The organism is Arthrobacter sp. KBS0703, from assembly GCF_002008315.2.
In the GTDB taxonomy this organism is placed as follows: Bacteria; Actinomycetota; Actinomycetes; order Actinomycetales; family Micrococcaceae; genus Arthrobacter.
In genome coordinates this window covers 1,875,403-1,901,934 of the sequence record NZ_MVDG02000001.1, presented here as the reverse complement: position 1 = coordinate 1,901,934, position 26,532 = coordinate 1,875,403, and the positions used below count along the sequence as shown (strand labels likewise).

The window sequence follows — 26,532 nt, the reverse complement described above, 5'->3', positions numbered from 1 at the left end:
AGTGTCACTATTTTGGTGTGCCGGTTGGTTCGCTCCATCGTTTTTCGCCTCCGTGGCTTATGTCTGTAGTGCGGCCGACTGGCACGGAGGGACCGGCCGGCCTGGCTTGAGAGGAGCGTGGCATCGCCCCTGACTGGGATATGCCGACCGACCGGTCCTGCACCCCGACCCGTAGACGGAAAGGAGACAAGACCATGGTGATCATCGGAATCGATGCGCACAAGCGCTCCCACACGGCCGTGATCGCGGACACGGTTGGCAGGCAGATCGCAGTCAAGACGATCGGCACGACCAGCAACGACCATCTCGCCCTGCTGGCATGGGCGAACAAGCATGATGATCAGGAACGGCTCTGGGCGATCGAGGACTGCCGGCATCTGAGCAGACGGTTGGAAAGCGACCTCCTCGCGGCGGGCGAACAGGTCGTGCGGGTGCCTCCGAAGCTGATGTCCCATGTTCGGGACAGCGCCCGCACGTTCGGCAAATCCGACCCGATCGATGCTCTCTCGATCGCACGTGCCGCCCTGCGAGAACCCGATCTGCCCGTCGCCCGTCTCGATGGCGCCGAACGCGAGATCCGCCTCCTGGTCGACCACCGCGAGGACCTCGTCGCTGAACGGACCCGCGTGATCAGCCGGCTCCGCTGGCACCTGCACGAGCTCGATCCTGCATGGGCGGCCCCGGCGAACTTCGACCGGGTCAGCGCGTTCGCACGCATCAAATTCCACCTGGACGACTTCGCCGGGATCGTCGCCGACCTCGCTCAACGGCTCCTCACCCATCTGCACCGCCTCACCGAGGAGATCGATGAACTCACCGCCGAACTCAGCCGCCGGATCCCAGTCATCGCTCCGGCACTGCTGGCGATCGTCGGCTGCGGGTCGTTGACGGCGGCGAAGATCCTGGGAGAGACCGCCGGCGTCACGCGGTTCCGCTCGAAGGACGCCTACGCACGCCATAACGGCACTGCCCCGCTGCCGGTCTGGTCGTCGAACAAGGCCCGCCGCCGACTCTCCCGAACCGGGAACAGACAGCTGAACGCGGCGCTGCACCGGATCGCACTCACCCAGGCCCGCTGCCATCCCGGCGCGCGAGAGCTTCTGGCCCGGCGCAAAGCAGGCGGAGACGGCGGCATGGAAGCACTGCGTATCCTCAAACGCCGACTATCCGACGTCGTATACCGAGCTCTGATCGACGACCACCACACATCCGCAGCCCGCACGCTCATCCTCGCCGCTTGACAGAGGAGCTAGGGACAGTCCCCACGTCACGACCTGACGCTCATTGAACTCACCGACCGCGACATTGAAAAACTCGCTCAGCGGGTGTTTGTCGGCCCAAAGGGGGTGTGCACGGGCGGCTTTCGGGCCCGCATGTTGGTCCCTTCCTCCTGGTCCTGCCTTCACCACTTCATGAAATTCTCTGTTTCAGCGACATGACTTGGCGGCCTGGATCGTCGGTGTCGTTGGATGTTCCGGGTGCAGCGGGGTATCTCTGGCTGGTACGAACCGTTGACAGAGTCCAGGTGTGTGGGATCCGGACTTTCTTCCGGGCAAGTCTGTTCGCGGCAGGGGAGCGGCCGGTAGAGCCACCGCCCCCTGCGGACACGACGCGACCCGAAGCCCTGAACTTCTCTGCCCTGGCCGAAGCGGTGGATCCCCACGGGCTGCCGGGAGTCCAATCCAGAGCCAGCGCCTCCATGCTGACGATGCCGCTTGCCCTGGCGAACCGCCGCTAGCTGCTCAAACAGGACCCGCCCGAACACGCACACCTGGTCCTGAATGAAGCAGCCCACCTCACCGCTGCCAAGGCACTAAAGATGCCGGTGGCAGCGCACCGTGTCGTCACAGACCGGAACGGGTTGCCGGGACTCCTAGTGGAAAGGTTGACCGCACTTGGGACGACGGGATGAAGCGGCTGGACCTGGAAGACGCCGCCCAGGTCCTGAACCTTCCGCCGGCATCCAAATATGCCGTCAGAGCCGAGGAAGTGGTGCTGGCCCTGTCCGGACTGTGCAAAGCCCGGGCGGTCACCCGTCAGGAACCTCTACCTGCAGTTCGTGCTCGTCTGGCTGACAGGGAACGGTGACCTGCACGCCAAGAACGCCTCGGTGCTCGAAGGCCGGCACGGAGGTTGGGTGGTGGCACCCGTCAATGACATCCAGTGGACGCTGCTCTACGGCGACGATTCAACGGCACTTACCATCAGCGGCAAGGTCAAGAACCTCAAAGTCAGACACTGGCAGGAGTTCGCCGCCAGCATTGGGCTCCTGGAACGAGCCGCCACGGCCACCAACAAAACTGCCCTCTCCGTGGCCCGGGCAGTGGACTTGAACGCGCTGCCGTTCACCGGCTCGCCCCTGAACGGTGCCGTGCGGGAGTTGCGGTTCCGCCGCTCCGAGCTGGGGGACTAGCTGGAATCCGGTTGCCGGGCATGGATCGACCCGGCACGCTGAGCTGAGGGCTGTCCGCCATTGGCTGTAGCGGTCGTCGGCGACCACGGCCTGGAGCTCGTCGTAGCTGATGAGGAGCGAGTCGAAGCCGGGAAACGGCTCCGTCTGCGGATCAGCAATCTCTATCGCCACCATAGGACTCGCCGTCCTGCCGGATTTGGCCCAGTTCACTGTGTCCGGAGTCCACTCGATAACAAGGCGATCGGTCAGAGCCGAAAAAACGGGCGAGGGCCGTAGATCGAAGAAGCGCCAAATATCGGTCCGCTCTTCAGGAACTTCGCCGTGGTTCTCGAAAGCGGTGATGAACCGGGCCCGCCGTCCGGTGGTGGCCAGGAAGTTCAGCCAGATCCTCGGAGGTGTTTTGCCGAGCTTGTTGTTGTGCCTCTGTTCGCGCGTGTAAGGCAAAAGGTTTGGCCCCAGGGCATCGGCCCGGGTTTTCAAGCCTCCCGGATTGAGCGTGTGCCGGGTGACAGCCACATCATCGGGAGCAAGGCCCGCGGCCTTGAAAAGATGCCCAAGTTTCAGGTCACCGGTGACGTCCTCGATCATGGACAGCCTTCGTTCGATTCAGCCCGGCATCATTCCGGGCTCCGCATCACAGATTACGGAAGCAATGACACGGCCGACGAATCCGTCCATCGGTGGCGCCTGGTCCGGGCTGATTTTGACGCCTTTGAGAACTGGCTAGCGGAGTTCCCGCCGGGCGGCGACGCCCTTCAGCAGGTCGCTGACGCGGGCGGGCACAAGGTCCTGGAGGAAATGCAACCCCTCCGGGGCTTGGGTCCTGGTGGCCGCTGCGGCGATGGCTTCCAGCGTCGACACCGCGGTCTGCCGTGCGTCGTCCAGGTCCAGGCCCCAGGCTGCGCCCTCACGGGCCAGGTGCTCCAGGGTGATGTAGCTTAGTCGGATCTGGCCATCGATGGAGTGGCCGGCGTTGTTGCTCGGTGCGTAGAGCAGCAACGTGGGTGCCACGTCGTACATCGGGGCGAGCAGCACTTCGCCGCCATCGCGCAGAATAAGGGAGTAGTTCTTGGAGTGCGCGTCTCCGTTACCGATCGCCAGGTTGAAAGTCACTGCCCTGAGCAGGTCCCGGCGGAAGGCGTCGTCATCGCGCGTGTGCGGTGCGGCTGCGTTGACCAGGCGGGTCAGCCGGGACGGCGGGGCTGAACTGCCCTCGTATTTCGCTTCGCTGGCCAGTGCCAGGGCTTGAGTGAAGTCCTCCTGGTGGAGCCGGCTGCCGTCCGGGGCACGGTCAAAGCGGTCCACGATGATCGCCTGGCGGGAGCCGAACTTCTCCAGGCGTGCCGTGGCTGCGGGTATTCCGGCCGCAGCCGCCGTCTTCAACGCCCAGTCCTCGGCGGCGAGGAGGGCCGGGATGGTCGACTCCAGGGGCTCAGGCTTGATGATGTGGGTGGATACAGCTCCACGGCCCGGCCAGGCCCAGCCGCCGTCGTGCCGGGTCAGCAGCACCTTGGACTGGACCCCGCCCAGGGAGGCTGTGATGAGGAAGTCATCGGGCAGGTCCCAGGTGGGGAGTGACTCGACAACCGTGGCGACTTCATCCTCGGTCATGGGAATGGCGGCGCCTGGTACGTCCGGGGCGTCCCCGGGTGGCAGGATTTGAACGGCGCCGGCACAGTCCGCACCGAGGACCCTGAGAAGACCGAACGCATCCGGGGTGGACAAGCCGTTCTCCTTGGCGATGTGGGAGCGCACCTGGCCTTCCGGCAACAGCCCGTCAAAGAAGTCGTACACTTCCGGGCCCCCGATGCTGTTCCGGCTCACGGGCATGGACAGCGACAACAGGATGGAGCCGGAGCCGTACTCGGCCACAGCTGCCCGGTCGTACTGGAAGGAAATGCGAAGTCCGCTGCCTTTCAGTTCGCCGATCCGCGTGCCGCGAAGGAAGACGTCCAGGGTTTTGCGTGGGCTCACGGGCGGACCTGAAGCTTCGAAAACCGCGGGACGAGGGCGACGTCACGGCCAAGGACCCTGATGGCCTGCATGGCCACGACCAGGGACACGGCTTCCCCGCGTTCGAGCCGGACGATGCTCCCGCGGGTCACCTTGAGCCGCTCAGCCAGGTCCTGCTGTGTCAGGCCGGCCTCCTTGCGGGCATCGCTGATGGCCCTGCCCAGCGAGGAAGCATCCACCGCACGGTAGAACGGGGTCGGCTCGTCGTGTTCCATATATCGATCATAATGCCAGACCGACCATTTGTTCTATATTTCAAACATCCGAAGCCTATACGGGAATGTTCGATATATCTGACATTGGCGTCCGGCTATCGCGGGCATCCTGGCGGCTGACCCCCAGGAGCGGCTTTTCGAGAGCCGGACCGGACTGGGACGTATTCGTGTCGATACCGCTACGAATTCGTCATCTGGTGCCGGTGAACCGTCCCGAAAATCATGCCGCCTGTTTGTTGGCGGCGTCGTCGGGTAACGGGCCGGTTTGTAGATCATAATATGTCTGCTGGTATTCCTCTGGCGTCTGGTGATACAGGGCGGAATGCAGGCGTTCGTTGTTGTACCAGTGGACCCACTCGAAGACGATCTCCATCACGTCGCTTTCGGTTTTCAACGCCCCGCTGCGGAACGGTGAATCCTTCGCGACGGCTTCGTTCTTGAACAACCCCATCACGGTCTCGTCGGCGGCATTGTCATAGGCATCACCCACGCTGCCAATGGACGGCTGCAGGCCCTCCAAGGCCAGTGTGTCGGTGTCACGGATGGAGGTGTACTGGCTGCCCGCATCGGAGTTAAGCCGAATTCGGCTTAATTCCGATTATGCCGAGGTAATCGTTAAGCCGAGGTTGGGGAGTTTGCCCTTGTGATTCCTGGGTCGCGGCCCTGTTTCCCGGCTTAACGTTTCGTGCTACTTCAGTGAGTAGAGCAGCCGAAGTTCGTCGTCACTGAGCGCCTCGGTGCTCATGTCGCTGATTGCCGGGGTGGCGGCATTCATTGCTGTCCGCATCATGTCGAGGGTGGCGAAGGCATAGAACACGGAAGTGGTGCTCATGCTTTCGTGTCCTAGCAGTTGCATGATGATCGGTAACGGTATGCCTTGCTTGTAGAGGTCCATGGCCTTGGTCTTCCGCAGCATGTGGCAGTGGAGGTTGCCCGGGATCGAAGGGCACCGTTCGCGGGCGAGGTCCCCAGCTTTCTTGAGCACCGCGGCGACGGTGTCGCTGGAAAGGGCAGTTGGTTGCCCGCGGTGCCAGCTATAGAACAGGGGCCGCGTCGCCGGCCGGGTTGTGCGTTGCGGGAGGAACTCGTCGAGATAGACCTTTGGATGTTCCACGGCTTTTTCTCCCAGGGGGACGACGCGGCTCTTGTCCCGTTTTCCCGTGAGGGTCAGGTGGGCCGGTCTTGCCAGTGCCAGGTCGTCAATGGTTAGCGCGGTGATCTCGCCGACGCGCGCACCGCTGTCGTAGAGCAGGATGAGCAGCATGCGGTTCCGGCGTGACTTCACGTCCTTGCCGTCGTAGGCGGCGAGAATCGCTGCCGTTTCGTTCTCCTGGAGGTATTCGATGGGTTTGCGCGGTGTGGCCGGTGCCTTGATGCTCTTGGCAGCCTGGTAAACAGCGACCAGAGTGAGGTCTTCCGCGGACGCGAAATTCAGGAAGGCCTTGACGGCGCTCAGGCGCAGGCCGATGGTTGCGGGCAGGTATTCCTTGGCTTGCCGCATCCATACCAACCAGTCCTTCAGGAATTGCCGGTCGAAGTGATCAAAACCGATGTTCTGGGGGCGGACCTGCTTCTCCGTGACCAGGTAATGGACATAGCTCTCCAGACTGATCCGGTATGCCTCAATGCTGCGCGGCGCCATTTCCCTGACGTTGGGCAGGAAGTCGTGCAGGTAGTTCCGTGCGTAACCCCAGAAATCAGGGGTCGGTTCGTGCGTTGTGCGTTTCATTCAAATCCCACCTCGGGAAATACGCCTGGACCGTCGTGGGTGAGTGCTGCGTAGCCATCCATGAAGTCCGGTGATGTATGGATGTAGTAGAAGGTGCTGTCCAGCGATGCGTGCCCCATGTAGCGGGCGAGGTAGGGCAGCATCGCACTGACGTCGGTGCCTTCGGCCATCCATCGTTCGATGTTGGCGTAGGCGAAATGGTGGCGGAAGGAGTAGGGGTGAGGCTGTCTGCCACCAGCTGCTCGCGGCAACCCGGCTTGGTCCCAGATCCGGTTAAACGTGACCCCGATCGATGCCGGTGATACCGGGGCTGCGGTCGAGGAGACGAAGAACCCGGGACGCTGTTGCCCGAACTTCTTGCGGGATATCCGGTCGCAGTCGGCGAGGATATCGATGATCTGGCCGGTGATTGGCAGGCGCCGGCTCCTGTTGCCCTTGGACCACAGCACATCGATTTCCCCTTTGTCGAGGTCAACATCCCGGGGTTGCAGCCTGCGGGTTTCGAAGGTCCGAAGCCCGCACGAGTGCATCAAGCGCAAAAAAGGCGACGGACTGCCATTTCCACGGCGAAGTGGTCTCCAGTTCAGTAGCGGATTGGAAGAACAACGAGATTTCTTCGCGGCTCAACAAGTACGGCTGGGAGCGGAAGAATCCGCTCTTCCAGGATTCGGCAAGCACATACGCTTCCGCGTTGCCGTGGGTCCGCAACCAGCGGCCGAAATCCCTGATGTATGACATCCAGGACGGGCTGGACCCGGGCTGGGACGACTTCTTGAAGATGACCCAACCCTCGATGGCTTGCTGGTCAAAAGACGCCCCCTCGTGTTCCGTGCGGTAGGTGTCGAAGCTGCGCAGGTACCAGATGCGCGAATCGCCGTAGCAGCCCATGCCCTGTTTGAAGGCAAGGTACCGCGTCAATTCCCGGGCGAACACGCTGGTGAATTCATACGTGCTCATCGCGCTGTGCCCCTTCCGGCAGCGGAAGGACACACGAGCGCAACCGCTCGGTATCCGCACTCAGATACACATTGGTCGAGTCACTATGGGCATGACCGAGAATCGCCGAAATCGCCGGCAACGCGGTGCCCGCCCGCAACAACTTGGACGCCGCGTTGTAGCGAAGGGAACGCGTTCCAACCTTCACAGCTTCCACCCCGGACGCACGAAAGACCTGGTTGACGATCACGTAAATCGCCGCATGGTCAGCCAAGGTGACATGCGGGGCCTTCAGCCTCAAGAACATCTCTTCTTCGTCGGAGACCGGCCGCTCGTCAAGCACGTAGTGCGCAAGCTTGGCCAGGACCAGCGCACCGGAAGGGTTCCTGGCGCAGGTTCCGGGTAGTCGAGCCCCGTCTTGGGGAGCGCGGCTGAAATGTGGCTGTGACAGGTTTGGATGGCCCCGGTAGGACGGTTATTTCTGGCCCCACTTCGTGACTCGCCGGGCACTTGTGACGGTTATTCGTGGCCCCACCTTCAACGTTGGATCCATCAGTGGATGGACGCGTCGGAGGGTGGGTCAGGGTGGAGTCGAGAGTGGATTTGTTCGCGCGGATCAGACGGGACGCCCGGGTCGAGGGCTTATCTGTTCGTGCGTTGGCGGCAAGGCACGGCGTCCATCGAAGGACGGTCCGGCAGGCTCTCGAATCGGCCACCCCTCCGGGACGCAAATCGAGGCAAGGGGTGTCGTGGCGGTTGGAGCCGTTCAAGGCTGCGATCGATGCCATGCTGACCGGGGATACGACGGCGCCGAGGAAACAGCGCCACACCGCCAGGAGGATACTGGCCAGGCTGATTGAAGAGCACGGCGCGCAGGAACTCTCGTATTCGACGGTGCGCGACTACGTCCGGGGCCGTCGGGCCCAGATCGATGTGGAGGCTGGCCGCCGGGTGGAGGTTTTCGTCCCGCAGGAACACGCCCCGGGCGCTGAGGCCGAGGTGGATTTCGGGGAACTCTGGGTTGTGCTGAACGGCGTGAAGACCAAATGCCACATGTTCGTCTTCCGGCTCTCCCACTCGGGCAAGGCCATCCACCGGATCTATCCGACGCAGGCGCAGGAAGCTTTTCTGGAAGGCCACATCGAAGCGTTCAACGAGATCGGTGGCGTGCCGGTCAGGCATATCCGCTATGACAACCTCACCAGCGCTGTCACCGCGGTGGTGTTCGGGCAGGGCCGGCAGCGCCAGGAGAACGAACGGTGGGTGTTGTTCCGTTCTTTCTACGGTTTTGATGCTTTTTATTGCCAGCCCGGCATCGCCGGCGCTCACGAAAAGGGCGGTGTCGAAGGAGAGGTGGGCTGGTTCCGGCGCAACCGGCTATCGCCCATGCCCGTCGTCGAGTCCCTCGATGAGCTCAACGACCGGATCCGGACCTGGGAGGTACTGGACGATCGGCGGCGGATCAATGACAGGATCCACGCCATCGGGCAGGACTTCGAGACCGAGCAGCCGTTCCTGGCGCCGCTGCCTGCGGAGGAGTTCGATCCGGGCCTGGTGCTGACACCCAGGGTGGACAGGTCTTCCATGGTTACGGTGCGGATGGTGAAGTACTCCGTCCCGGCCCGGTTCATCGGACGGAAAGTCCGGGTGTCCTTGCGCGCCTCCGAGGTCGTGGTGTCCGACGGCCATGCCGTAGTGGCCAGGCATCAGCGGGTGGCCACCCGGTCCGGGCAGTCGGTCCAGTTGGATCACTACCTCGAGGTCCTCAAGACCAAACCCGGCGCGCTGCCCGGTTCCACTGCGCTGGCCCGGGCCCGGGAGTCCGGGGCATTCACCGGCGCCCATGAGGCCTTCTGGGCCGCCTCCCGCAGGGTCAACGGCGACTCCGACGGAACCCGTGAACTCATCGACGTCCTGCTCCTCCACCGATCCATGGACCCCGTCGACATCCAGGCAGGAATCACCGCCGCGCTGGGAGTGGGGGCTGTCATTGCCGACGTCGTCGCGGTTGAAGCCCGCAGACACGCAACGATGCCCTCCCAGGGTGGGGCCGTTTCGGACCGTCATCTCGGTGCTCAAGACGAATTGAATGCGCAACGGGTTGTCAGCCTGACCCAGCGCCGGCTCATGGACCCGGCGGCGGTCATCGCCGGGCTCCCGCCGGACAGCCGGCCGCTGCCGTCGGTCAATGCCTATGACGAGCTGCTGGCCAAACGTGCCGAACACCCCGCAGGAACAGTGTCGAAGGAGAACATCTCATGAGCCCCACCGCAGCGGCCACCACCATCACACCGACCCTGCGCCGACGGCGGGGACTGACAGAACAGGCCGCGGTCGCGGCCGTGGATCAGGCCTGCCGCCGGTTGCGCTTGCCCACGGTCCGGGCCGTCCTGGACGAAGCGCTGACTGTCGCCGGGAAGGAACAACTGTCCTACCAGGGCTTCCTGGCCGAGCTGCTGCTGGCCGAGTGCGATGACCGGGACCGGCGCTCCTCCATCCGCCGCGTCAAAGCAGCGAACTTTCCCCGAGACAAATGGCTCGGAGATTTCGATTTCGACGCGAACCCGAACATCAACCCTGCCACCATCCACACCCTCGCCACCGGGGACTGGATCCGCAAAGGCGCACCACTCTGCCTGATCGGCGACTCCGGGACCGGCAAATCCCACCTGCTCATCGGCCTCGGCACCGCAGCGGCGGAAAAGGGGTACCGGGTCAAATACACCCTGGCCACGCGCCTGGTGAACGAACTCGTGGAAGCCGCCGACGAGAAAATCCTGGCCAAGACCATCGCCCGCTACGGCCGCGTGGACCTGCTTTGCATCGATGAACTGGGCTATATGGAACTGGACCGCCGCGGCGCCGAACTCCTCTTCCAGGTTCTGACCGAACGGGAAGAAAAAAATTCTATTGCGATAGCTTCGAACGAGTCGTTCTCCGGCTGGACCAAGACCTTCACGGATCCTCGCTTGTGCGCGGCGATCGTTGACCGGCTGACCTTCAACGGCGCCATCATCGAAACCGGCACCGACTCCTACCGCCTCGCCCACACGATTGCCCAACAAACCGCAGGCTTGCAGGGCGACCAGGCAAACCACCGCACAGCCAACCGTTAGCGCGACAGCTTCGCGGTGAGGCTCACCTTCGGAGTCGAAGAATCAGATAGAGCAACCGGATCGTCACTCCCAAAGCGAGCGAAGCAAGAAGCGAGTGCGGCAACAGCAGACCGACAGCGCTATCCCGTGAGTAGGGCGCACTGCTGTAGACCAATCGCAACGTTCCGGGTGTCTGAGTAACGCCGGCCAACCATAAGGCAGGTTCGATCAGCAACCACAATGCCAGCGCCGTGCAGAGAAGGCTGCCTGTGAGCATGACAATTGCCGGCAGAGCATCTTTGAGGACTTTCCTCGTTCCGGCATGCTTCGGTGGCTTTTGCCGCTCTCGGGGATGGCGAAACGTTGGTGGGTCGAAATGCCGGTTCTCTTCGGCTCCGCGCGGGTTTTCGCCGCTGATGAGACCGTACTCCTGGGTGGGGATGCCGGTTATTTCTTTCCGCAACAGTTCCAGGCTGTCCTCGTGGTGGCGAACGACAAAGCCGGCAAGCCCACTCCCGGGAGTCAAGAAGGCGGTTATCGGCGTGACCTGGACGTCTCCGTCGGTCCGCTGCCACACAAGGAAATGCATGGTTATGTCGAGGACATCCGAGCGCGGAACGGTTCTGTCACGGAAGAAACCTCTGACCGTGACTTCGGATTCCGTCAACGCGACGCCTGCCCGCCAGAGCCGCCAGCTCATCCACAGGAAAACAGCTGGAATCACCGCGAATGCTGCGACGTCCAGCGGTGAACCGAAAGAGGGCTCACCCCGAACGTCAGAAGAATGGGTGCATGCTTCAACCGTCAGAAAGCCCAGAAGCCACAGGGTGAAGCCAAACATGGCAATACGCGTGATGAACAAGGGGCGGAGCATCAACGTTCCTGACGTCATCAAACCCCCATCTCCCACTGCTCGTCGTCAGCCCTTGCAGACTACTAGGTACGGGGCAACGAGAAGGAACGAACCAGGGAGCTCGTAAATCGGCAATAGTTGGCTGTGAAGCCCGCTCCGAAATCAGGTCTGCCATCCCATCGGAGGCTTCAACGAGTGCCGCTCGACTACTCCGGACGGTGTCGTCCCAAAAGCTCTCTGATGAACTGCTTCAGAGTTCGCCGTGCCGGTCTAAAGCCCCGTCGCCAATCGAAAACTCGCTGTTCCAACGCGGCCTCCTCGTTGTTGCTTCTGGCTAACCACACAACTCCATACTCCCCGAGGACGTTCGCGGCATACTCATCCGCCAAGATATAGGAATCCAGGGGACCTTCTTCCAATGAGGAGCTGACGACTTCCGCCCATTGACCAGGCGTTGGCTCCGGATAGAAAAGAATCAGCCGGTTCGTGTACTCACCCTGGGTGATCACGCCGACGCGACCGTTTGGTTCCCACAATTCCTTGTCCGAAAGCAATGCCAGCAGGCTTCCTCGGTCGCCATTGCCCGCCGTCGTCATGACTGGCCACCTCATTAACTCTGGTTCTGGAGATGATCCCAATCTACCAACCGAATGTCTACAGGCGGGGTTGGCACGTTCCTGTAGCCCCGTTCTATCGAAGATGAAGCCCACCGATAGCAGTGACTACTGGTTCGTCTGCTCCCGTTCACGTGGTGCCCGTGAACTGCCTATAAGACGCCATCGTGCCACGTGGGCGAAACAAACCTCGGGGCTACGGGTGGGGCCAGATACGTCCGTCCAGCCGGGGCCAAGAAGGATTGACATAATCAGAAATGCTCTGGACTTGTTAAAAGTGGGTGTACATCGCGCCCTATGGCTCAAGGCGTCACGTAGGAGTTAGCTGGCAGCCATTTCGTGCGCGAACTCCAGGGACTCCACAGCAGCCGGGCGAAGCCGTGACAGCATCTTGGTGCTGGCCGCCTCCACAAAGCCATGGAACAGCGCTTTCTATTCCGCGACCTGTTCCGGGTGCCATTGCACCCCCACGCAGAAGCCGGCGCCGGGATGCTCAATTGCTTCGACTATCTGGTCTTCACTCCAAGCGGTGGCGATGAGCTTCGCCAAGGCGGTCCACGGCCTGGTGGTGCGAAACGGGAACGGCTTCCAGTGCGTCGGCCCCAAGGAGACGGCCAAGCCGGGAGTCGGGCCGAATGTCGACACGGATGGCATTGAACTGGTGGCCACCCAGCTGGTAATGCCCGGTTCCCAGGACGTCGGGCAGGTGCTGGTGCAGGGTCCCGCCGAGCGTGACGTTGAGCAGCTGTTCACGCCTGCAGATGCAGAGAAGAGGGACATCCTGGCGGATCGCTTCGAGGATCAGGGCGGCTTCCCACTCGTCGCGTTCCGGCCGGGGAGAGTCCGTTTCCGGATGCGGCTCCTGACCGTATCGGGTTGGATCGACGTCCCAGCCACCGGGAATGACCAGCCCGTCCAGCCTGCTGACCAGGTGCTCGATCATGTTCCCGGTCGTGAGCTGGGGCGGGAGAAGGATCGGAACTGCTCCGGCGTCAAGGAGGGGAGTGAGGCATTTTTCGGGGAGGAATGCGGCGCGAACGTTGCCGCAGCCGTCGGTGCCGGCCTGCTCAAGATATGTGGTCAGGCCAATGATCGGCTTGATTGCGGTGTCTGCGGCATTCATGCACATGTCCTACTGGGAAAATTCCTACTGCAAGGCTACGAACGGCGTGTGTACTCCGTGTTACAGGGCCGTCACTATTGGGTATCCATGCCAGGCCGCCACCAGTTCATTGCAGCGGCAGGGACTAACAGCAACCTGTTCCCGATCAACCCGGCGGCTGTGTCAAATTAGATCGGTGTGCCTGGACCCGCAGCACCCTTTGAAACCGCAGGCGGCTCAAACCCCGCAGAACTGAATGATTGCTTCGATCCGCCTTTGCGCTGCTGGTAAGTGCCGTTGGATACAGAACCGGAACGTCTCAGGACAGTTCAACGCTCGCTGTCCTTTGGAACAGTGCATTCATTTCATAGTGTCTCCGCCGGCTGTTCGCGAGGGATGCTGGTCGCCAGCTCGGCTGCCGGTGCGCATCCGATCGCGTGCGCAACTCACGACGGCGGGCAAGTCGAGCCCGTAGGTCGGCCCTTCGCCGGAACCGTACTCCTCGAGTCGGGCCGCACCTCGTTCGAAGAGCCGGAGCGCTCCAACGCTGTTCCCCCGGGCGGCGTGGGTGAGTCCGACACAGATTTGGGCGAGTCCTTGCCAAAGGTTGCGTTCTTCGGCCGGTCCAGCTTTCCAGCGGGCCTCGAGTACCTCATGGGCGGCGAAGGGCCGGCCAGCTTCCACTAGACTCCGGGCCGAGACCAATGTCTGCGCCGCCGGCAGCGGTTCCTCCGAGACCGGCTCGACGCCAGCGCTTCCGTACGGCAGCGGCCGCCCCAGAGCGTCACGTGGCCGGGCTTGCCGCGGACGCCTTGAAGCATCCCGATCCCTGTCACTGGTCATTGCAGATTCCGCCCTGAGCGTCCCTGGGCCTTACCGCCTTCATACACCCAATGCTCAGACCCGGCCATTCGAACGAAATCCCGGGCCTACGGTTCACCGAGAGGGGAGAGGTCGAAGTCCGTCGAATTCGCACCGGATGCGATTCGCCGGGTTCGAGAGAACATATGCGCTCTTATCGGCGTTTGGGCAGCGAATTCCCAGTGACAGCTGAAGTCTCTCCCATAGCTCAAGCCTTCGGAACAGAGGATCGCCGGCCGGGGCCTGGGCTCCTAGGAAAAAGAGCCAGCCGAGCTTGCGCTCAGGAATGATGAGCTCCGTCGCTAGCTTTAGAACCATGCCATCAACGTGACACAGCCTGCGAAGCCCGTAGCCGTAATTCCCTCAGAACAGCGGCCAGGGCACCGCCGACATCTCACCACTCGGAGCCGGAAACCGCCCTGCCAAGCGCAACCGGGCGCAGCGCGCGGCGAGCGATGCAATTTCTTCGGCGCTGAGCAAGCCCACCAGGTTTCGGCCCAGCCCACCGTGCAGTCCTTCGCTGACACGATCGATGCCGTCGCGTTCCTCGGCGGTCAGAGCGTCTCCCAGCCATCCCCACAGCACCGTGCGCAGCTTGTGATCACGGTGAAAGGTGATTCCATGGTCCACGCCGTACCGGTGTCCGTCCGTCATGGCAAGAATGTGGTCGCCTTTGCGGTCGGCGTTGTTCACGACAACGTCGAACACCGCCACGCGTCTGAGCGCAGGAGAGTCCTCGTGTATGAGGGCCACCATCCGTCCGTTCTCATCCTGACCCTCGAGAACGTGTTTCCAACCAATCTCTGGTACGTCGTCCGACGCAACGAGGTCCACCGCGTTCTGGTCGGGGTCTGTCTCCTGCCACAGCTGCACCATCCCTTCGCCGAACGGACCAGCGCGCAGCCAGGTGCATGGCACCACGTTCCAGCCGAGGACCTCCGAGACCAGGTAGGCGGCAACCTCCCGGTGAGCAAGGAAGCCGTGGGGAAAATCCCACAGCGGACTTTCGCCTGCTATCGGCTTATAGACGACCGTCGTGTGGCCGATGCTGCCCAGGAAGGTGGCGTTCGACGCCGTCGTAATGCGGCAGGTGAGCGTCAGCTTGGCCGTCAACAGGTCTGGCGCCGGCATCAGACCTCGGGAAGAGTGCAGACGTGCCCGTCGGCGTCTACGGGGTAACCGCAGAGCGGGCATGCGGGACGCCCGGCGCCCACAACCTCACGGGTTCGCTTGGCGAATGCGCGGGCGGTGCCAACCGGCATCCGCACCAGCAGCATTTCGGGCACGTCAGCGCCGTCCTCATCAAGCGATCCGTCGTTGTCATCAGCATCGACATCAGTGATCTGGTAGGCCTCTATCACGACCTGCGCCGTCGTCGGGTCCCAACCTAAGCTCATGGCGCCGGCCCGAAACTGCTCCTGAACGGCCTCGAGCTGGTCATTGTCGACGAGTTCGATGGGAGTACTGGCGGGAACGCTGTGGGGGTTGCCCTCGACGGTCAGAAGCTGGTCGAGCATTTCGTCGATTTTGTCGGCGAGCAGAGCGGACTGCTGCTTCTCCAAGGCGATACTTACGATTTGAGTCCCTGTGCGCACCTGCAGATAGAACGTGCGCGCCCCCGGAAGGCCAATGGTGCCGACGACGACCCGATCAGGCCAGACAAACTCGTGAACACGTGTAGGCATGTCAGTATTTTAGGCACATGAGGTTCACGGCGCCTTCTGCCCTGCACCGCCGCCCACCGGCGCATCGCCACAGTGGGGCGTTCGACAGCCACGACTGGAACAGGTCAAGATGCATGCCGAGCGCGTCGGCGAGGATTGACTTGATGATGTCACCGTGACTCACCGCCACCCACACGCACGCTGGCCCGTACACGGCTTCGAAGGCTGTATCGTGGCGTCGAATCGCTGCCACCGACCGAGCCTGCAGCGCGGCCAGGGATTCACCGCCGGGAAAGACGACGGCGGACGGCTGCAACTGCACAACCGGCCACAAATCCTCGGTCGCAAGATCACTGAGCGTGCGGCCCTGCCACTGACCGTAATCGCACTCGGTGAGATCGGGATCGACCGGCGCGAACGGCGTGCCAGCCTGGCGATCGAGGATGAACTGGGCGGTCTGCTGACAACGCTCAAGCGGGCTCGACACCACCCCGACCACGGGCACGGCACGGCCGCGAGCCGGTCTCCGGTCAGAGCCGCCTGCCCGCTCGATGGCGGTGTGAACTGTACCGGGTCGCGCGTCGAACAGGCAGACAAAGCACTGGCGGAACCCTTCAAGCACGCCGACGCGCTCAAACCCGCCCAGAGGGACTCGGAACGTATTGACCAGCTCATGGACGACGCAGCGAAACCGGAAGAAGCGGCACAGCCAGAACCCCCGGCCGAAGTCGACCCCCGCATGGGGGACGTCCTGTACCGCTCCGCGTCGGATCCAGAAGTTCCCGCCCTCTCAGAGCGGGTCGTGTGCCACTGGTTGTGATGGCCCGGGACTGTGGCTAGCTCCTCTGTCAAGCGGCGAGGATGAGCGTGCTGGATGCGGAGGTTTTGTGATCGTCGATCAGAGCCCGGAATACAACGTCGGATAGTCGGCGTTTGAGGATACGCAGTGCTTCCATGCCGCCGTCTCCGCCTGCTTTGCGCCGGGCCAGAAGCTCTCGCGCGCCGGGATGGCAGCGGGCCTGGGTGAGCGCGATCCGGTGCAGCGCCGCGTTCAGCTGTCTGTTCCCGGTTCGGGAGAGTCGGTGCCGGGCCTTGTTCGACGACCACACCGGCAGCGGGGCAGTGCCGTTATGGCATGGGTAGGCGTCCTTCGAGCGGAACCGCGTAACGCCGGCGGTCTCTCCCAGAATCTTCGCCGCCGTCAAAGTCCTGCAGCCGACGATCGCCAGCAATGCCGGAGCGATGACTGTGATCCGGCGGCTGAGTTCGGCTGTGAGTTCATCGATCTCCTCGGTTAGGCGGTGCAGGTGGGTGAGGAGCCGTTGAGCAAGGTCGGCTACCATCCCGGAGAAGCCGGTGCCGAGGACGTCTGCATCCCGGTCTGCGACGGGCTCAAGGGCCTGCCCGAGGCCATCAGCACGGTCTGGCAGCTCACTGTCGTCCAGACCTGCATCGTGCGCCTGATCGGCAACACCTTCCGCTATGTCGCCCGGCAGTACTGGGACGAAATGTCCTGTGATCTGCGCCCGGTCTACACAGCGCCGTCCGAGGCCGCGGCGAAGGAACGCTTCGTGGAGTTCTCGGGCAAATGGGGCAGGCAGTACCCGGCGATCAGCCGGCTGTGGGAGAACGCATGAAGCGAGTTCGTACCGTTCCTTGACTGGCCTTCGACGGAAGAATCAAGTAAATGCCCACCGTGGATCAACCGTTAAACGGACACTCCCGTCTGACGAGACATAGGAGCATCAAACATCGCAGTTGCTTCTGGTGATTCATGGAGGTGGGGGAGTGGGGCGGCATGATTTCAGAGTGCAATGCCGATTGCGGTCCGCCGCGAGAACTGGTCGAATCTGTGCTTCGCTGACAGGTGCCAGTCCGTCTGCCGGTCGGGAATGAAGCCGCCGCCAGTTCCGGACGGTTTGTCGTCGTCAGTGTTGGGCAAGCGCGACTGGCCTGACGCGAAGGCGCAGTCCGCGTCGACGGTCACAAGAAGGTCGAACCTTTGAGGCCGGGCCGGTGCCGGGAACCGTCACCGGTCATCGTGTCGCGGCTATTCTTGATGGATGGATGCCGTCTCCCTGTCAGCCGTCGCCATGAGCGGCCACTTTGCCCGCGACTTTCCGGAGATGGCCATTGCGTGGCGGGCTGTGGGCATTCCCGACCCTCAATTATTGGTGCTCAACGAGCCGTTGGCCACCGAATTGGGCCTGGATCCTGACTTCTTAGGCAGTGCCGACGGGATGGGCCTGCTAACCGGGAATCGGCTCCCCGTTGATGCCACGCCGGTCGCACAGGCTTACGCGGGTCACCAGTTCGGCTGGTACGCCCCGCGGCTTGGGGACGGGCGTGCCCTGTTGCTGGGCGAGATCATGCACGCTGACGGTCTGCTACGGGACGTGCACCTGAAGGGGTCAGGGCGCACACCGTTCGGCCGCGGGGGAGACGGCCTGGCGGTTGTTGGACCGATGCTGCGCGAGTATCTCGTCAGCGAAGCCATGCACGCGTTAGGCATTCCCACCACACGGTCGTTTGCCGTTGTGGGAACGGGGCGTCTGGTGCAGCGTGAGACCGTGCTGCCCGGAGCCGTGCTCACCCGCGTCGCGATGAGTCATGTGCGCGTGGGCAGCTTTTCAGTACGCCGCGGCCATGGGGGGCACCGGTCTCGTTCGCCGCCTGGCCGAGTACGCGATCACCAGGCACTATCCGGCCGCGGCGGGAGCCGAAAACCCCTATCTCGCCCTGTTCCACGCAGTCGTTGCTGCGCAGGCGTCGCTGGTGGCCCGCTGGATGCTGGTGGGATTCGTCCATGGGGTGATGAACACCGACAACATGACAATTTCGGGCGAGACGATCGATTACGGCCCGTGTGCCTTCATGGACGCGTTCGATCCCGCTGCCGTCTACAGCTCGGTCGACGACAGCGGCCGCTACGCCTATCGGAACCAGCCAGTGGTGGCGGAATGGAATCTCGCCCGTCTCGCCGAGTCTCTTCTGCCCCTGCTGCATGAGGACCAGGAGATGGCCATCCAGCTCTCGGTGGAGTCACTGGATGATTTCCGCCGTCAGTACAGTGCTGCATGGGCGGCGGGCATGAACGCGAAGCTTGGATTCCGTCCTGGGCTCAGTGACAACGTGACCTGGCCCCTCGTCGAAGAGCTTTTGGCCCTCCTGCAGGAGGGACACGTCGACTACACCTCGATCTTCCGCAGCCTTGGCAAAGCGGCCCGCGGCCACTCGGAGCCTGCGCGGCAACTGTTTCCTGATGTAACGGCGTTCGATGCCTGGGCTGACCGCTGGCGTGCCTTGGGACCGGACGCCGACGCCATGGACCGGGTCAACCCCGCTTACATTCCCCGCAACCACCTGATGGAAGAGGCCTTGGCCGCCGCTACGAGCGGCGAGATGCAGCCACTGTTCCGGCTTCTGAACGCGGTCACCCGCCCCTTCGACTAGCGCCCCGGTCTCGAGCAATACGCAGTCGGCGCCCCGGAAGATTTCGGCGCCTACCGGACCTTCTGCGGAACTTGACCCCTTGCACCCGCTCCTTCAATTAGGGACTTGATCAGTCTCGCCCTGAACGCCCTTAACTGGGACTATCGTGTGCGGTCCCGGTGGGCCCATCAGATTCTTGGGCGGCTCCAGATGCTGGCCCGTCCGGGCACGGGCCTGCGGAATCTGAGCGTCAGGAGACCGGGCTAGGTCTCTAGGCAATTCACCGCTTCCTGCCTCTGGCATGGACACGCCTAAACGCCAGGTGGTCTCTGGATCTCACAAGCCGAGGGTTGCCATCGCGCCACCACCGACTATCCAGCCAAACTGACGCCGGCTCAATGCCCGGTCAAAATATGTCCTCGAACCAGAATCCATGACTGCCCCAATGCGTTCGTAGTATCCCCTCAGGGTGGGGTCGAAACCTACGAAAACCTTGGAATTCCGTTCGGGCGTCCCATGGCTGACGCGGCTGCGGTTCGCTGCAAAGGGCGGAGCCGGCGGAGGCATCGGCTTCGTCCCGGGCAGCGTCCCTTGTCGGCGCACACACGGGCGGAGGTTCGGTGCAAAGGAGTGGCCGGCGCCCCCGCCCGGCGGAAGAATCAGGGTGCTCTCTCATGGACCGGCAGGCAGTGACATGCAGTTATGGACGGACAAAGGAGCGTCTCCTCCCGGGATTCTTACATCCCTCGGGGTCCGGGTGATTGGCCGATCAGACGCCTCGCAGCTGGGCAGCTACCCATTCTCTGCGTCAGCGGCCATACTCAAAGAACCGCCGCCCGTGCGGTTTCGTTGTCCTTCAGGGCCTCCCGCCAAGGGGTTGTTGTCAGGGCCCTATGAGGAACGAGGCCGATGATGGCCCAAGAACCGCGTCTCTTGCCCTCGAGTGTTGTCGTAGACCGTCTGCAGGAACTTGTCCTGAAAACCGGGGATGTGAAGGAGATGCTGGACGAGCTGGCCGAGTTCTCCGCTCTCACCCTGGCTGACCCGGCCGCTGCCTTCTGCAGCATCACGCTGATACAGCGGAAGAAACCGGTGACCGTGGCCAGCACTATAGTGAACGCACTCCGGCTCGATGAAACCCAATACAGTGCCGGTGAGGGACCGTGCCTGACAGCAATCCGCGAACAGGCTATTATCCACGTCCCGGACCTTAACTGTGAGCGCCGCTGGCCCGACTACACTGCAGCCGCGCTGGGGGAAGGCGTGGAATCAAGCCTGTCCATACCGCTCCTGTTGGAGGGGGAAGCGGAAGCGGGTCTGAACATGTATTCCACCCGGTCCCATGGCTTCACCGGAGAGGACATCGACATGGTGGAAGCGTATGCCTACTATGCGTCCAAGGCCCTTCGACTGGCGGTGCGAATCAGCCAGCTGGCCGAGGCGAAAACCAACCTCGCCGCCGCCTTGGAATCCCGGACCACCATCGACCTGGCGACCGGCGCCATCATGGCGGAAAACCGCTGCAGCCAGAGACTGCCGTGAAAATCCTCAAAATCGCTTCAAACACCCGCAACGTCAAACTTCGGGACATCGCTGCATCAGTCGTCGCCTCAGTAGCAGACGACCCGAAGGGTCCGGACGCACTTCGACGCCTGATCCGCCCTGCGCCGGGAGCTCAAGGGTCCAAAGCGCCGGTCCCGGCCTGAGACGGTCCGTCAGCCGAATTCCTGCCGGGTTGGCCAAGGTAGTGCTTGGCGATTAGGCGTGAATCGATCAAACACGCCGTGACCGTGCACTGCCCGCGGTCCGGGCCGGCGAACCTCGTAGTTCCGACTTGCGGCGGGTAGATGGGCGCTCCTGCCGGAACCGGTCCGCTCGGGGGCGGATACAAGCCGCAGGCTCGTCACTTCCTTTGATCCGGACCGCAGGTGTGGGGGCGGGCGCGCCTAAGCCTGGCCCTGCAGCGGTCGTTGTCCATCTCCAGTTCCAGGAGCTTAGCCACGGCTGCCGGATTGAGCCCCTCGGCCAGGAGTTCACCGATCCGGCGCAGGACTGCAGATTCGGTGTGAGCAGGCGACGGCGTTCATAGAGCAGCATGGTTCCCTCCCTATCAGCGCGGACCTGTTCGCGGAAACGTGCAGTTGTCGCTGATGATGACGTTGCTAGTGGCGGCTGCAGTCGTGGGGGGATTCGGTCGGGTACGAAGTGGGCAAACACTTGGGTCCCGGTTCCTCGAGTGAAATTCAGTGGAAACGTTAGGTTAAGAATCGAACGGGGCTGACGCCGCCGCCCTGAGCCTTGCATCGAACGCTCTCTGGCGGGTTTCCCTTCCGAAAACTCTTGCATCGGCGTTGTACCAGTGCTAGAAAATCTATGGTGGTTGATATAGATCTGTGATGAGCGAACGAAGAGGGGAGCGGGCACATGCTGCAGGGAGCGGGCACCCGTAGCTCAGCCGGGAGAGCAGGGGACTTTTAATCCTCGGGTCGTGGGTTCGACCCCGCCGGGTGCACTGCCGGACATTCCGCCGGACTCCTGGCGGTCGGCGGGGATCCAGAGGAAAGGGCGGTGATACGAAATGAACCCAGAACTCCAGCGGCTTTGGGCGCTGGCGGCGGTCATAGCAACCGCCGAAGCCGCCCTGAACGTGGCAAGCCGGACGCTGCGGGAATCCTCGACGGCTCTGCTGCGCGCCGGGGATGCCACCCTGGCCGAGGTCAGCGAGGCGACCGGACTGGACCAGGGCGAACTGCTGGATTTGCTCAGCCGGAGTGTTCCCGGACGGGAACCGTCCTGGAAGCAACCGGGGATTGCAGGCCTGTCCTAGAGAGGCGTAGGTTCTGTTCGGCTGCGCTCCGGCGGTCCGAGAGTGGGTGGCACAGGCCCGGGCGGGGGCCTGTCCACGCCTGTTCGGCTCTGGGGCTTTTGCACCTGCCGGACTGGCTTCACCAGCACCCATCGGCGCCGCGCGCGGAACACGTTCGGCCCACAGGTTGCTTCCAGGCGCATATGCCTGGCCGGAGGAAGGCGTTTGTATCGACGTGGTGTGGGCAGGACGGCTGTGTAACCGCTGCCTGTGGGCTCCGTTTGGCAGGCTGGTCACGGGAGTGAGGGGCAACCCGAAAACCAGGCGCCGGGTACCTGCAGCCCTCTCCGGTTCGTGGCGGGCAGCTGGCCCTAAGCCGCGCGGAGGATGCGAGTTCCTTCACATGCTGTCGTCCGGGCGGGCGCTTTGCTCAGGATGGGCCGCTGCGCGGCTGCTGCGGGCGCGGACCCGCTGCAGCTGAAGCCGGAGCCGGGCGTTGTCCATTTCCAGTTCCAGCACCTTGGCCACGCCGGCCAGGTTGAGCCCGTCGTCCAGGAGCTCTCCGATCCGGCGCAACACCGCGAGGTCGGATTCGCTGTACTGGCGGGTGCCTCCTTCGGTCCGTTCCGGCGTCAGCAGGCCGCGGCGTTCATAGAGCCGGATGTTTTGTTGACCCGTTCCCAGGAGTTCTGCCACCACGGATATGGCGTACAGCCCGCGCCCGCTGCCGCGTTGGTTTGTCATGCGTTTCCCGTCAATTTGCCTGAATCTTCCTCTTGCACCATTTTGTCACCAGTGCTATAAGAAATCTATATCCACTGTCACAGATACCCGGCGGTGGGTAGCCATGAAACCTAGGTGTTGAAGGGAGTGGGAAATGATGCTTATCCGTACTGACCCGTTCCGTGAGCTGGACCGGCTCACCCAGCAGGTCTTCGGAACAGCAGCCCGCCCGGCGGCCATGCCGATGGACGCGTGGCAGGAGGACGGGGAATTTGTCGTGGCGTTTGACCTGCCCGGGATCACGCCCGACGCCGCGGATCTGAACGTTGAAAGGAACGTCCTCACTGTCCGGGCCGAGCGCCGGGACGCCACCCAGCCCAACGTGGAGCTGGTGGTTGCCGAGCGGCCGCGCGGCGTCTTCAGCCGCCAGCTCATCCTTGGCGACACGCTGGACACGGACAACATCAAGGCCAGCTACGACGTCGGCGTGCTGACACTGCGCATCCCCGTGGCGGAACAGGCAAAGCCGCGCAAGATCGAGATCGAGAGCAAGGGCCAACAGCACCAGATCGAGACGTAGCCCTCCGATGCGCCTGACGGGGCGGCGTCCGGATTCCCGTCTTCGGGCGTCTGCCGGAGGCCGCCCCGGACCGCTGCCACCGGCAACCGCAAATCCCAACACAATCCTGCAGCAGCAACAGGCTTCATGATGACCCGACCTGTCCCGGACTACTACGCGGTCCTGCACGTTTCCCGTGGCGCATCGCCACAGGAAATCGCGCGCGCCTACCGCGCCCTCATGCGCCGGCACCATCCCGATGTTGCCGGTGGAGAGGCTGCGGCCGCCGAACTGCAGCTCATCATGCAGGCCTTCTCCGTACTCCGTGACCCCAAGCGCCGCCACGCCTACGACCGGGAAGACTTCCGCGCCGGGCGCGCTGCTCCACCCGCCGAGCACAACCATCCGCGGGAACGTCCGGAAGCGAACGGCCAGGACACCCGCCAGGGCGCCGGAGGGCGGAACGGCGGTCCGCAGTTCATTCCGGTCCGGGTGGTTCCGCGGCGAGAGCCGCCACTGCGCGTCACTCCCGTCAGGTGGGAGAGCGGACCGTGGGCATAACCGCACACGAATCAGACCCAGAGGAGAACTACAACGATGAGCGACTGGCGCCGCTACGACTCACACCTGATCCCGGCCTTCCACGAGCGCTTCGAGCAGCGTTGGGGCAAGGGCACCGCCCCGTTCCTGGACCCCGAAACCCATGAGGAACCGCTGCCCCGCGCGCGGTGGATCAATCCCGCCACCGGTGCCGCCCTGGCCGTGGTGCCCATCTGGACCGACGACGACAGCCAGCACCGTTCCTTCGGCGTGTTCTACCTGCCACCTGCGGGGGACATCTGGATGCTTCGTCCGGGCTTTACCGGCTTCCTTGAGCCCGGCATGGAAGACATTGAACACCTGGTGGCGCTTCGGAATGACGCGTTCCGCAAAGCCGTAGCCCACGCCAACGAATTCCTCTTCGGCCCTCCACCGCTCGTGGACTAGCGTCCTTGCGGTCAGGCGAGCACGCGTCCTTGTCATCCAGCATGCCGTTACGGCAGCATGCGCGGAGTAGGGCAGGGCAGAGGGTCCATCCCTTATGCGTGGACAGGTACCATGCCGATGACCAGTGTTCCCTGGGCTGCGGCGGGGCGGATGTCGAGGCCATTGGCGGTGATGATGAGGTTGTCCCCGCTGACAACAAGGACGTGCCCGCCGCAAGCCGCCTCGAGCCACAGCGCGTCGTCGGGTTTGTCCGGGTGGAGCTGTTCGCCGAAGAGGCTTCTGCCACCGATGCTGAAGGTGACCAGACCCTGCGGCGTCACGGCGAACCTGCAGCTCGCCGGCGTTTCGACGGCGTCTTCCATGATGCTGGTGAAGTCCGGACTCATGGCCAACTGGAAGCCATGGGAGAGCAGGATCGAGACGAGAGCGGAGGTCAGGTCGCCGTCGTTCTCCCGGAAAGCCACGATCGGGACCAGCGTGTAGACCAGTACCGGCACCAGCCGTCCCTGTCCGTTGCCGGCCTGCCGGGTCAGGACCATCCGGACGGCCATGGGGGTGAGTTCGTTTGGCGCCCACTGGCACCGCTGAAAACTCAGGCCGGGACCGCTGCAGCGGCGGTGGCAGACGCAGTCGGTGAAGGTGACGTAACTTGTTCCGTCCGGTGCCGTGCTTTCCGTGACGTTTACCAGCAGTGAGAGCGCCTCATCGGACTCAAGGGGCGCCCGGCAGGCAGCACACGCGCTGGCCATGGAAGCAGCTGTGAGCACGTATTGGGTCGTGTCCCTGCCCTTGAAGGATTCCAAACGCCTGTCCCAGGCAACGTTGCGTGTGACTGGCATTGCAGTGAGTCCCGTCCTCCCTGTTATCCCGGGGTCATGCCCCTTCGTCGCGCGGTGTGGCTTCGTGGCGTGATGTGGCGCGGTCCCCGGGCCACCGGTACCGGGGACCGCGTTCGGGAGGGGCGCCTGGCCGGCTGATGCTGCCTGTGCGCGAATGACGCATTGGCATTCGTCGCTGAAGGCCAACCGCCCTACGACAGCATGGGGTTCGGTGTCCCGCCCTGCCGGTTAGGCGCTGATCTGCTGCTGGGCGCCTTGGCCGCTGGTGATTTCGATCTTCCGCGGCTGCGCCTTGGCAGCGACCGGGATACGCAGGGTCAACACGCCGCCGTCGTACCCGGCCGTAACGTTCTCGGCATCCAATGCCTCGCCGAGGACCAGTTGCCGGCTGAAGACGCCCTGCGGCCGCTCAGCGGCCACCAGCTCGGCCCCTTGGGGGGCGGTGTTTTTCCGCTCAGCCTTCACGGTCAGGAGGTTCCGCTCGACGTCGACGTCGATCGAGTCAACATCCATGCCAGGCAGATCGACCGAGATCACAAACTCGGTGTCCTCCCGCCAGGCATCCAACGGCATGGCGGCCGGGTGCGCGGCCGTGCCAAGCACCTGCTGGGCAAGCCGGTCCAGCTGGCGGAAGGGATCGCTCATCATCAACATGACATACCTCCTTAATTAGCATTGACAGGGGCGGATCTATATCCGCTGATACAGATTTTTTACCACTTCGGTTAACCGCTGGCAAGGGGGCGGGGCCTAGGAAATTTTGCCAACATGACCGGGACTGGGGAGCGGGCGGGGGCTTGCCACCTTGTTTTGCCGTGGACGCGAACGCCAGCCTCCCGAGCGTCAGGGACTCCTCAGATAGCGGTCCCCGCGTTGCCGGGCGTTGTCATTCACACCCGTCCGCGCAAGGCTTCATCTGGCACGCTGTCGCGTCCGCCAATACGGCCGGTTCCGAGACCTTCGCTGCCCGCCCACCTCCACGACTGGCAGTCACGGGAGGGCCTGCGCCCGGCATGAACGGCCGGGTCGGGCCGCTCCTCACCGGCGTACGCTGAGAGTCAGGCCGGCGGCGGTGGTCCACTGGTACCCGCAATCCCAGACGGACACCCAGCCCGTCGCCGGTCCCGTTCCTCCGAACGGCGTGGTTGTCAGTCCCCGAGCGGGGGCTTTGTTCCTGTACCCGACCACGGGGGCGGTCTTATGTGAGGGAAGGGCTGCGATTTCACCAGGTCCGGCTACCCTTTCGTGAAGGTCGCACCGCCATGATCTGGATATCTGGTCGTTAGGTGTCCTCCGACCGATCAGTCCGCCGGACCCGGCAACGCACTTCTCCCAGTCAGTGCCGGGTCCGGCGACCCCTAGTAATTCTGGCCATGGATCCGACCCGCACAGCGTCCCAGTTTTAAGGAACGGTGCCAGCGACCGGGGTCAGCCGGCTCCGCCGGGTTCAGAGATCTGTTGATCTCGCCGCGAAGATGCGTCGCCGCCTGGCGGCCTGCGCCGCACGGATCAGGAGTTTGGCGATGGCCGCGATGGTCAGCAGGGCGGTGAAGGCTGCGAACTGGCCGAGGAACATCAGGAACGCCACGCCCAGGGTGCCGGCATAGGTCAGGGTGAACACCAGGGTGGAGGAGTCGGGCATCTAGCTGCGGCCCTGCCGGCGGCCGCGCGGCGACCGGGGCTCGGCCGAG

Annotated in this window: 27 protein-coding genes, 1 tRNA gene and 3 pseudogenes; 12 read left to right on the top strand and 19 right to left on the bottom strand. The window is 63.4% G+C overall.

The features are described 5' to 3' along the window. The first annotated feature begins 194 nt into the window (after window positions 1–194). The gene (locus tag B1A87_RS09020; protein WP_078028903.1) at window positions 195–1,241 is read left to right on the top strand and encodes an IS110 family transposase; all 1,047 of its coding nucleotides are present in this window, start codon (window positions 195–197) and stop codon (window positions 1,239–1,241) included. A 728-nt stretch (window positions 1,242–1,969) separates the two neighbouring features. Then, window positions 1,970–2,413, top strand: coding sequence for a HipA domain-containing protein (locus B1A87_RS23770; RefSeq protein WP_260680767.1), 444 nt, complete (start codon window positions 1,970–1,972; stop codon window positions 2,411–2,413). A gap of 723 nt (window positions 2,414–3,136) precedes the next feature. Here B1A87_RS23770 and B1A87_RS09010 read toward each other — a convergent pair. The 7 genes from B1A87_RS09010 to B1A87_RS08985 all read right to left on the bottom strand — a co-directional run bounded on the left by B1A87_RS09010 (window position 3,137) and on the right by B1A87_RS08985 (window position 7,649). Then, window positions 3,137–4,387: a type II toxin-antitoxin system HipA family toxin gene (locus tag B1A87_RS09010; RefSeq protein ID WP_078028904.1), complete on the bottom strand. Its 1,251-nt coding sequence runs from the start codon at window positions 4,385–4,387 to the stop codon at window positions 3,137–3,139. Continuing rightward, the gene (locus B1A87_RS09005) at window positions 4,384–4,641 is read right to left on the bottom strand and encodes a helix-turn-helix transcriptional regulator (RefSeq protein ID WP_078028905.1); all 258 of its coding nucleotides are present in this window, start codon (window positions 4,639–4,641) and stop codon (window positions 4,384–4,386) included. The genes B1A87_RS09010 and B1A87_RS09005 overlap by 4 nt, the downstream gene beginning before the upstream one ends. 220 nt (window positions 4,642–4,861) lie before the next feature. Continuing rightward, window positions 4,862–5,161: an integrase core domain-containing protein gene (locus tag B1A87_RS09000; protein ID WP_144275765.1), complete on the bottom strand. Its 300-nt coding sequence runs from the start codon at window positions 5,159–5,161 to the stop codon at window positions 4,862–4,864. 168 nt (window positions 5,162–5,329) lie between these two features. After that, window positions 5,330–6,370 (bottom strand): tyrosine-type recombinase/integrase, encoded by a 1,041-nt coding sequence (locus tag B1A87_RS08995; protein ID WP_078028907.1) that lies wholly within the window; start codon window positions 6,368–6,370, stop codon window positions 5,330–5,332. Further along, window positions 6,367–6,900, bottom strand: coding sequence for a tyrosine-type recombinase/integrase (locus B1A87_RS23765; protein WP_260681035.1), 534 nt, complete (start codon window positions 6,898–6,900; stop codon window positions 6,367–6,369). The genes B1A87_RS08995 and B1A87_RS23765 overlap by 4 nt, the downstream gene beginning before the upstream one ends. Then, the gene (locus tag B1A87_RS23760; RefSeq protein WP_260680766.1) at window positions 6,842–7,327 is read right to left on the bottom strand and encodes a hypothetical protein; all 486 of its coding nucleotides are present in this window, start codon (window positions 7,325–7,327) and stop codon (window positions 6,842–6,844) included. Before B1A87_RS23760 ends, B1A87_RS23765 begins: the two co-directional genes overlap by 59 nt. Continuing rightward, on the bottom strand, window positions 7,314–7,649 hold the full coding sequence (locus B1A87_RS08985) for a tyrosine-type recombinase/integrase (RefSeq protein ID WP_221937565.1): 336 nt from the start codon (window positions 7,647–7,649) through the stop codon (window positions 7,314–7,316). Before B1A87_RS08985 ends, B1A87_RS23760 begins: the two co-directional genes overlap by 14 nt. Window positions 7,650–7,891: 242 nt before the next feature. On the opposite strand from B1A87_RS08985, the gene istA reads away from it, so the two are divergent. Together istA and istB are read left to right on the top strand one after the other, a co-directional pair. Then, window positions 7,892–9,568 (top strand): IS21 family transposase, encoded by a 1,677-nt coding sequence (gene istA, locus B1A87_RS08980; protein ID WP_078028909.1) that lies wholly within the window; start codon window positions 7,892–7,894, stop codon window positions 9,566–9,568. Then, window positions 9,565–10,422 carry an IS21-like element helper ATPase IstB gene (istB, locus tag B1A87_RS08975; protein WP_078028910.1) on the top strand — a complete coding sequence of 286 codons (858 nt, stop codon included), beginning with the start codon at window positions 9,565–9,567 and terminating at the stop codon, window positions 10,420–10,422. The genes istA and istB overlap by 4 nt, the downstream gene beginning before the upstream one ends. A gap of 22 nt (window positions 10,423–10,444) precedes the next feature. Here istB and B1A87_RS08970 read toward each other — a convergent pair whose 3' ends face one another. From B1A87_RS08970 to B1A87_RS08935, 8 genes and pseudogenes are all read right to left on the bottom strand, one after another. After that, window positions 10,445–11,263, bottom strand: a complete 819-nt coding sequence (locus tag B1A87_RS08970; RefSeq protein ID WP_139362856.1) for a hypothetical protein — start codon at window positions 11,261–11,263, stop codon at window positions 10,445–10,447. A gap of 197 nt (window positions 11,264–11,460) precedes the next feature. Beyond that, entirely contained in the window at window positions 11,461–11,850 is a 390-nt protein-coding gene (locus B1A87_RS08965) for a hypothetical protein (protein WP_139362857.1), read from the bottom strand. Between the two features lie 450 nt (window positions 11,851–12,300). After that, a pseudogene (locus B1A87_RS08960) lies at window positions 12,301–12,991 on the bottom strand (gamma-glutamyl-gamma-aminobutyrate hydrolase family protein). 339 nt (window positions 12,992–13,330) lie between these two features. Then, entirely contained in the window at window positions 13,331–13,813 is a 483-nt protein-coding gene (locus tag B1A87_RS08955) for a DUF309 domain-containing protein (RefSeq protein WP_078028913.1), read from the bottom strand. A gap of 381 nt (window positions 13,814–14,194) precedes the next feature. After that, complete coding sequence (locus tag B1A87_RS08950; RefSeq protein ID WP_078028914.1) at window positions 14,195–14,962, bottom strand: SCO1664 family protein; 768 nt, start codon at window positions 14,960–14,962, stop codon at window positions 14,195–14,197. After that, window positions 14,962–15,516, bottom strand: coding sequence for a DUF3090 domain-containing protein (locus B1A87_RS08945; RefSeq protein ID WP_078028915.1), 555 nt, complete (start codon window positions 15,514–15,516; stop codon window positions 14,962–14,964). The genes B1A87_RS08950 and B1A87_RS08945 overlap by 1 nt, the downstream gene beginning before the upstream one ends. Before the next feature lie 24 nt (window positions 15,517–15,540). Then, window positions 15,541–16,092 (bottom strand): annotated as a pseudogene (locus B1A87_RS08940) (histidine phosphatase family protein). Between the two features lie 251 nt (window positions 16,093–16,343). Beyond that, a complete protein-coding gene (locus tag B1A87_RS08935) occupies window positions 16,344–16,838 on the bottom strand; it encodes a transposase (protein WP_078028916.1) in 495 nt (164 codons plus the stop codon). Here B1A87_RS08935 and B1A87_RS08930 point away from each other — a divergent pair. The 5 genes and pseudogenes from B1A87_RS08930 to B1A87_RS08905 all read left to right on the top strand — a co-directional run bounded on the left by B1A87_RS08930 (window position 16,818) and on the right by B1A87_RS08905 (window position 21,754). Further along, window positions 16,818–17,132, top strand: coding sequence for a transposase (locus B1A87_RS08930; protein ID WP_221937564.1), 315 nt, complete (start codon window positions 16,818–16,820; stop codon window positions 17,130–17,132). The genes B1A87_RS08935 and B1A87_RS08930 overlap by 21 nt on opposite strands. A 426-nt stretch (window positions 17,133–17,558) precedes the next feature. Further along, window positions 17,559–19,023: pseudogene (locus B1A87_RS08925) on the top strand (YdiU family protein). Between the two features lie 903 nt (window positions 19,024–19,926). Beyond that, window positions 19,927–20,469: a GAF domain-containing protein gene (locus B1A87_RS08920; protein WP_260680765.1), complete on the top strand. Its 543-nt coding sequence runs from the start codon at window positions 19,927–19,929 to the stop codon at window positions 20,467–20,469. Window positions 20,470–21,367: 898 nt separating this feature from the next. Continuing rightward, window positions 21,368–21,439, top strand: a tRNA-Lys gene (locus B1A87_RS08910). Between the two features lie 66 nt (window positions 21,440–21,505). Next, a complete protein-coding gene (locus B1A87_RS08905) occupies window positions 21,506–21,754 on the top strand; it encodes a hypothetical protein (protein WP_078028918.1) in 249 nt (82 codons plus the stop codon). A gap of 378 nt (window positions 21,755–22,132) precedes the next feature. On the opposite strand, the gene B1A87_RS08900 is transcribed toward B1A87_RS08905, so the two are convergent. After that, a complete protein-coding gene (locus tag B1A87_RS08900; protein ID WP_078028919.1) occupies window positions 22,133–22,477 on the bottom strand; it encodes a MerR family transcriptional regulator in 345 nt (114 codons plus the stop codon). A gap of 136 nt (window positions 22,478–22,613) precedes the next feature. On the opposite strand from B1A87_RS08900, the gene B1A87_RS08895 reads away from it, so the two are divergent. The 3 genes from B1A87_RS08895 (at window position 22,614) to B1A87_RS08885 (ending at window position 24,002) form a co-directional block, all read left to right on the top strand. Next, the gene (locus B1A87_RS08895) at window positions 22,614–23,036 is read left to right on the top strand and encodes an Hsp20/alpha crystallin family protein (RefSeq protein ID WP_078028939.1); all 423 of its coding nucleotides are present in this window, start codon (window positions 22,614–22,616) and stop codon (window positions 23,034–23,036) included. 126 nt (window positions 23,037–23,162) lie between these two features. Further along, a complete protein-coding gene (locus tag B1A87_RS08890; RefSeq protein ID WP_260680764.1) occupies window positions 23,163–23,576 on the top strand; it encodes a J domain-containing protein in 414 nt (137 codons plus the stop codon). A gap of 36 nt (window positions 23,577–23,612) precedes the next feature. Then, window positions 23,613–24,002 carry a hypothetical protein gene (locus B1A87_RS08885; protein WP_078028921.1) on the top strand — a complete coding sequence of 130 codons (390 nt, stop codon included), beginning with the start codon at window positions 23,613–23,615 and terminating at the stop codon, window positions 24,000–24,002. Between the two features lie 92 nt (window positions 24,003–24,094). Here the strand turns inward: B1A87_RS08885 and B1A87_RS08880 are convergent, their stop codons facing one another. From B1A87_RS08880 to B1A87_RS08870, 3 genes are all read right to left on the bottom strand, one after another. Further along, entirely contained in the window at window positions 24,095–24,841 is a 747-nt protein-coding gene (locus B1A87_RS08880; protein ID WP_139362858.1) for a hypothetical protein, read from the bottom strand. 228 nt (window positions 24,842–25,069) lie between these two features. Continuing rightward, window positions 25,070–25,495, bottom strand: coding sequence for an Hsp20/alpha crystallin family protein (locus B1A87_RS08875; protein ID WP_078028923.1), 426 nt, complete (start codon window positions 25,493–25,495; stop codon window positions 25,070–25,072). A gap of 793 nt (window positions 25,496–26,288) precedes the next feature. Beyond that, window positions 26,289–26,483, bottom strand: a complete 195-nt coding sequence (locus B1A87_RS08870; RefSeq protein WP_144275764.1) for a hypothetical protein — start codon at window positions 26,481–26,483, stop codon at window positions 26,289–26,291. Window positions 26,484–26,532: the final 49 nt, after the last annotated feature.

Bases quoted from the DNA above. Each gene is read 5' to 3' on its own strand.
- B1A87_RS08900 (WP_078028919.1), bottom strand. From the start codon at position 22,477: ATGACAAACCAACGCGGCAGCGGGCGCGGGCTGTACGCCATATCCGTG.
- B1A87_RS08870 (WP_144275764.1), bottom strand. From the start codon at position 26,483: ATGCCCGACTCCTCCACCCTGGTGTTCACCCTGACCTATGCCGGCACC.
- B1A87_RS09005 (WP_078028905.1), bottom strand. From the start codon at position 4,641: ATGGAACACGACGAGCCGACCCCGTTCTACCGTGCGGTGGATGCTTCC.
- B1A87_RS08920 (WP_260680765.1), top strand. From the start codon at position 19,927: ATGCTGGACGAGCTGGCCGAGTTCTCCGCTCTCACCCTGGCTGACCCG.
- B1A87_RS08945 (WP_078028915.1), bottom strand. From the start codon at position 15,516: ATGCCTACACGTGTTCACGAGTTTGTCTGGCCTGATCGGGTCGTCGTC.
- B1A87_RS08965 (WP_139362857.1), bottom strand. From the start codon at position 11,850: ATGACGACGGCGGGCAATGGCGACCGAGGAAGCCTGCTGGCATTGCTT.
- B1A87_RS23770 (WP_260680767.1), top strand. From the start codon at position 1,970: ATGCCGTCAGAGCCGAGGAAGTGGTGCTGGCCCTGTCCGGACTGTGCA.
- B1A87_RS08935 (WP_078028916.1), bottom strand. From the start codon at position 16,838: ATGGTAGCCGACCTTGCTCAACGGCTCCTCACCCACCTGCACCGCCTA.
- B1A87_RS08880 (WP_139362858.1), bottom strand. From the start codon at position 24,841: ATGCCAGTCACACGCAACGTTGCCTGGGACAGGCGTTTGGAATCCTTC.
- B1A87_RS08955 (WP_078028913.1), bottom strand. From the start codon at position 13,813: ATGACCAGTGACAGGGATCGGGATGCTTCAAGGCGTCCGCGGCAAGCC.
- B1A87_RS23760 (WP_260680766.1), bottom strand. From the start codon at position 7,327: ATGAGCACGTATGAATTCACCAGCGTGTTCGCCCGGGAATTGACGCGG.
- B1A87_RS08885 (WP_078028921.1), top strand. From the start codon at position 23,613: ATGAGCGACTGGCGCCGCTACGACTCACACCTGATCCCGGCCTTCCAC.
- istB (WP_078028910.1), top strand. From the start codon at position 9,565: ATGAGCCCCACCGCAGCGGCCACCACCATCACACCGACCCTGCGCCGA.
- B1A87_RS23765 (WP_260681035.1), bottom strand. From the start codon at position 6,900: ATGCACTCGTGCGGGCTTCGGACCTTCGAAACCCGCAGGCTGCAACCC.
- B1A87_RS08895 (WP_078028939.1), top strand. From the start codon at position 22,614: ATGCTTATCCGTACTGACCCGTTCCGTGAGCTGGACCGGCTCACCCAG.
- B1A87_RS08950 (WP_078028914.1), bottom strand. From the start codon at position 14,962: ATGCCGGCGCCAGACCTGTTGACGGCCAAGCTGACGCTCACCTGCCGC.
- B1A87_RS08995 (WP_078028907.1), bottom strand. From the start codon at position 6,370: ATGAAACGCACAACGCACGAACCGACCCCTGATTTCTGGGGTTACGCA.
- B1A87_RS08890 (WP_260680764.1), top strand. From the start codon at position 23,163: ATGATGACCCGACCTGTCCCGGACTACTACGCGGTCCTGCACGTTTCC.
- B1A87_RS09020 (WP_078028903.1), top strand. From the start codon at position 195: ATGGTGATCATCGGAATCGATGCGCACAAGCGCTCCCACACGGCCGTG.
- B1A87_RS08905 (WP_078028918.1), top strand. From the start codon at position 21,506: ATGAACCCAGAACTCCAGCGGCTTTGGGCGCTGGCGGCGGTCATAGCA.
- B1A87_RS08875 (WP_078028923.1), bottom strand. From the start codon at position 25,495: ATGTTGATGATGAGCGATCCCTTCCGCCAGCTGGACCGGCTTGCCCAG.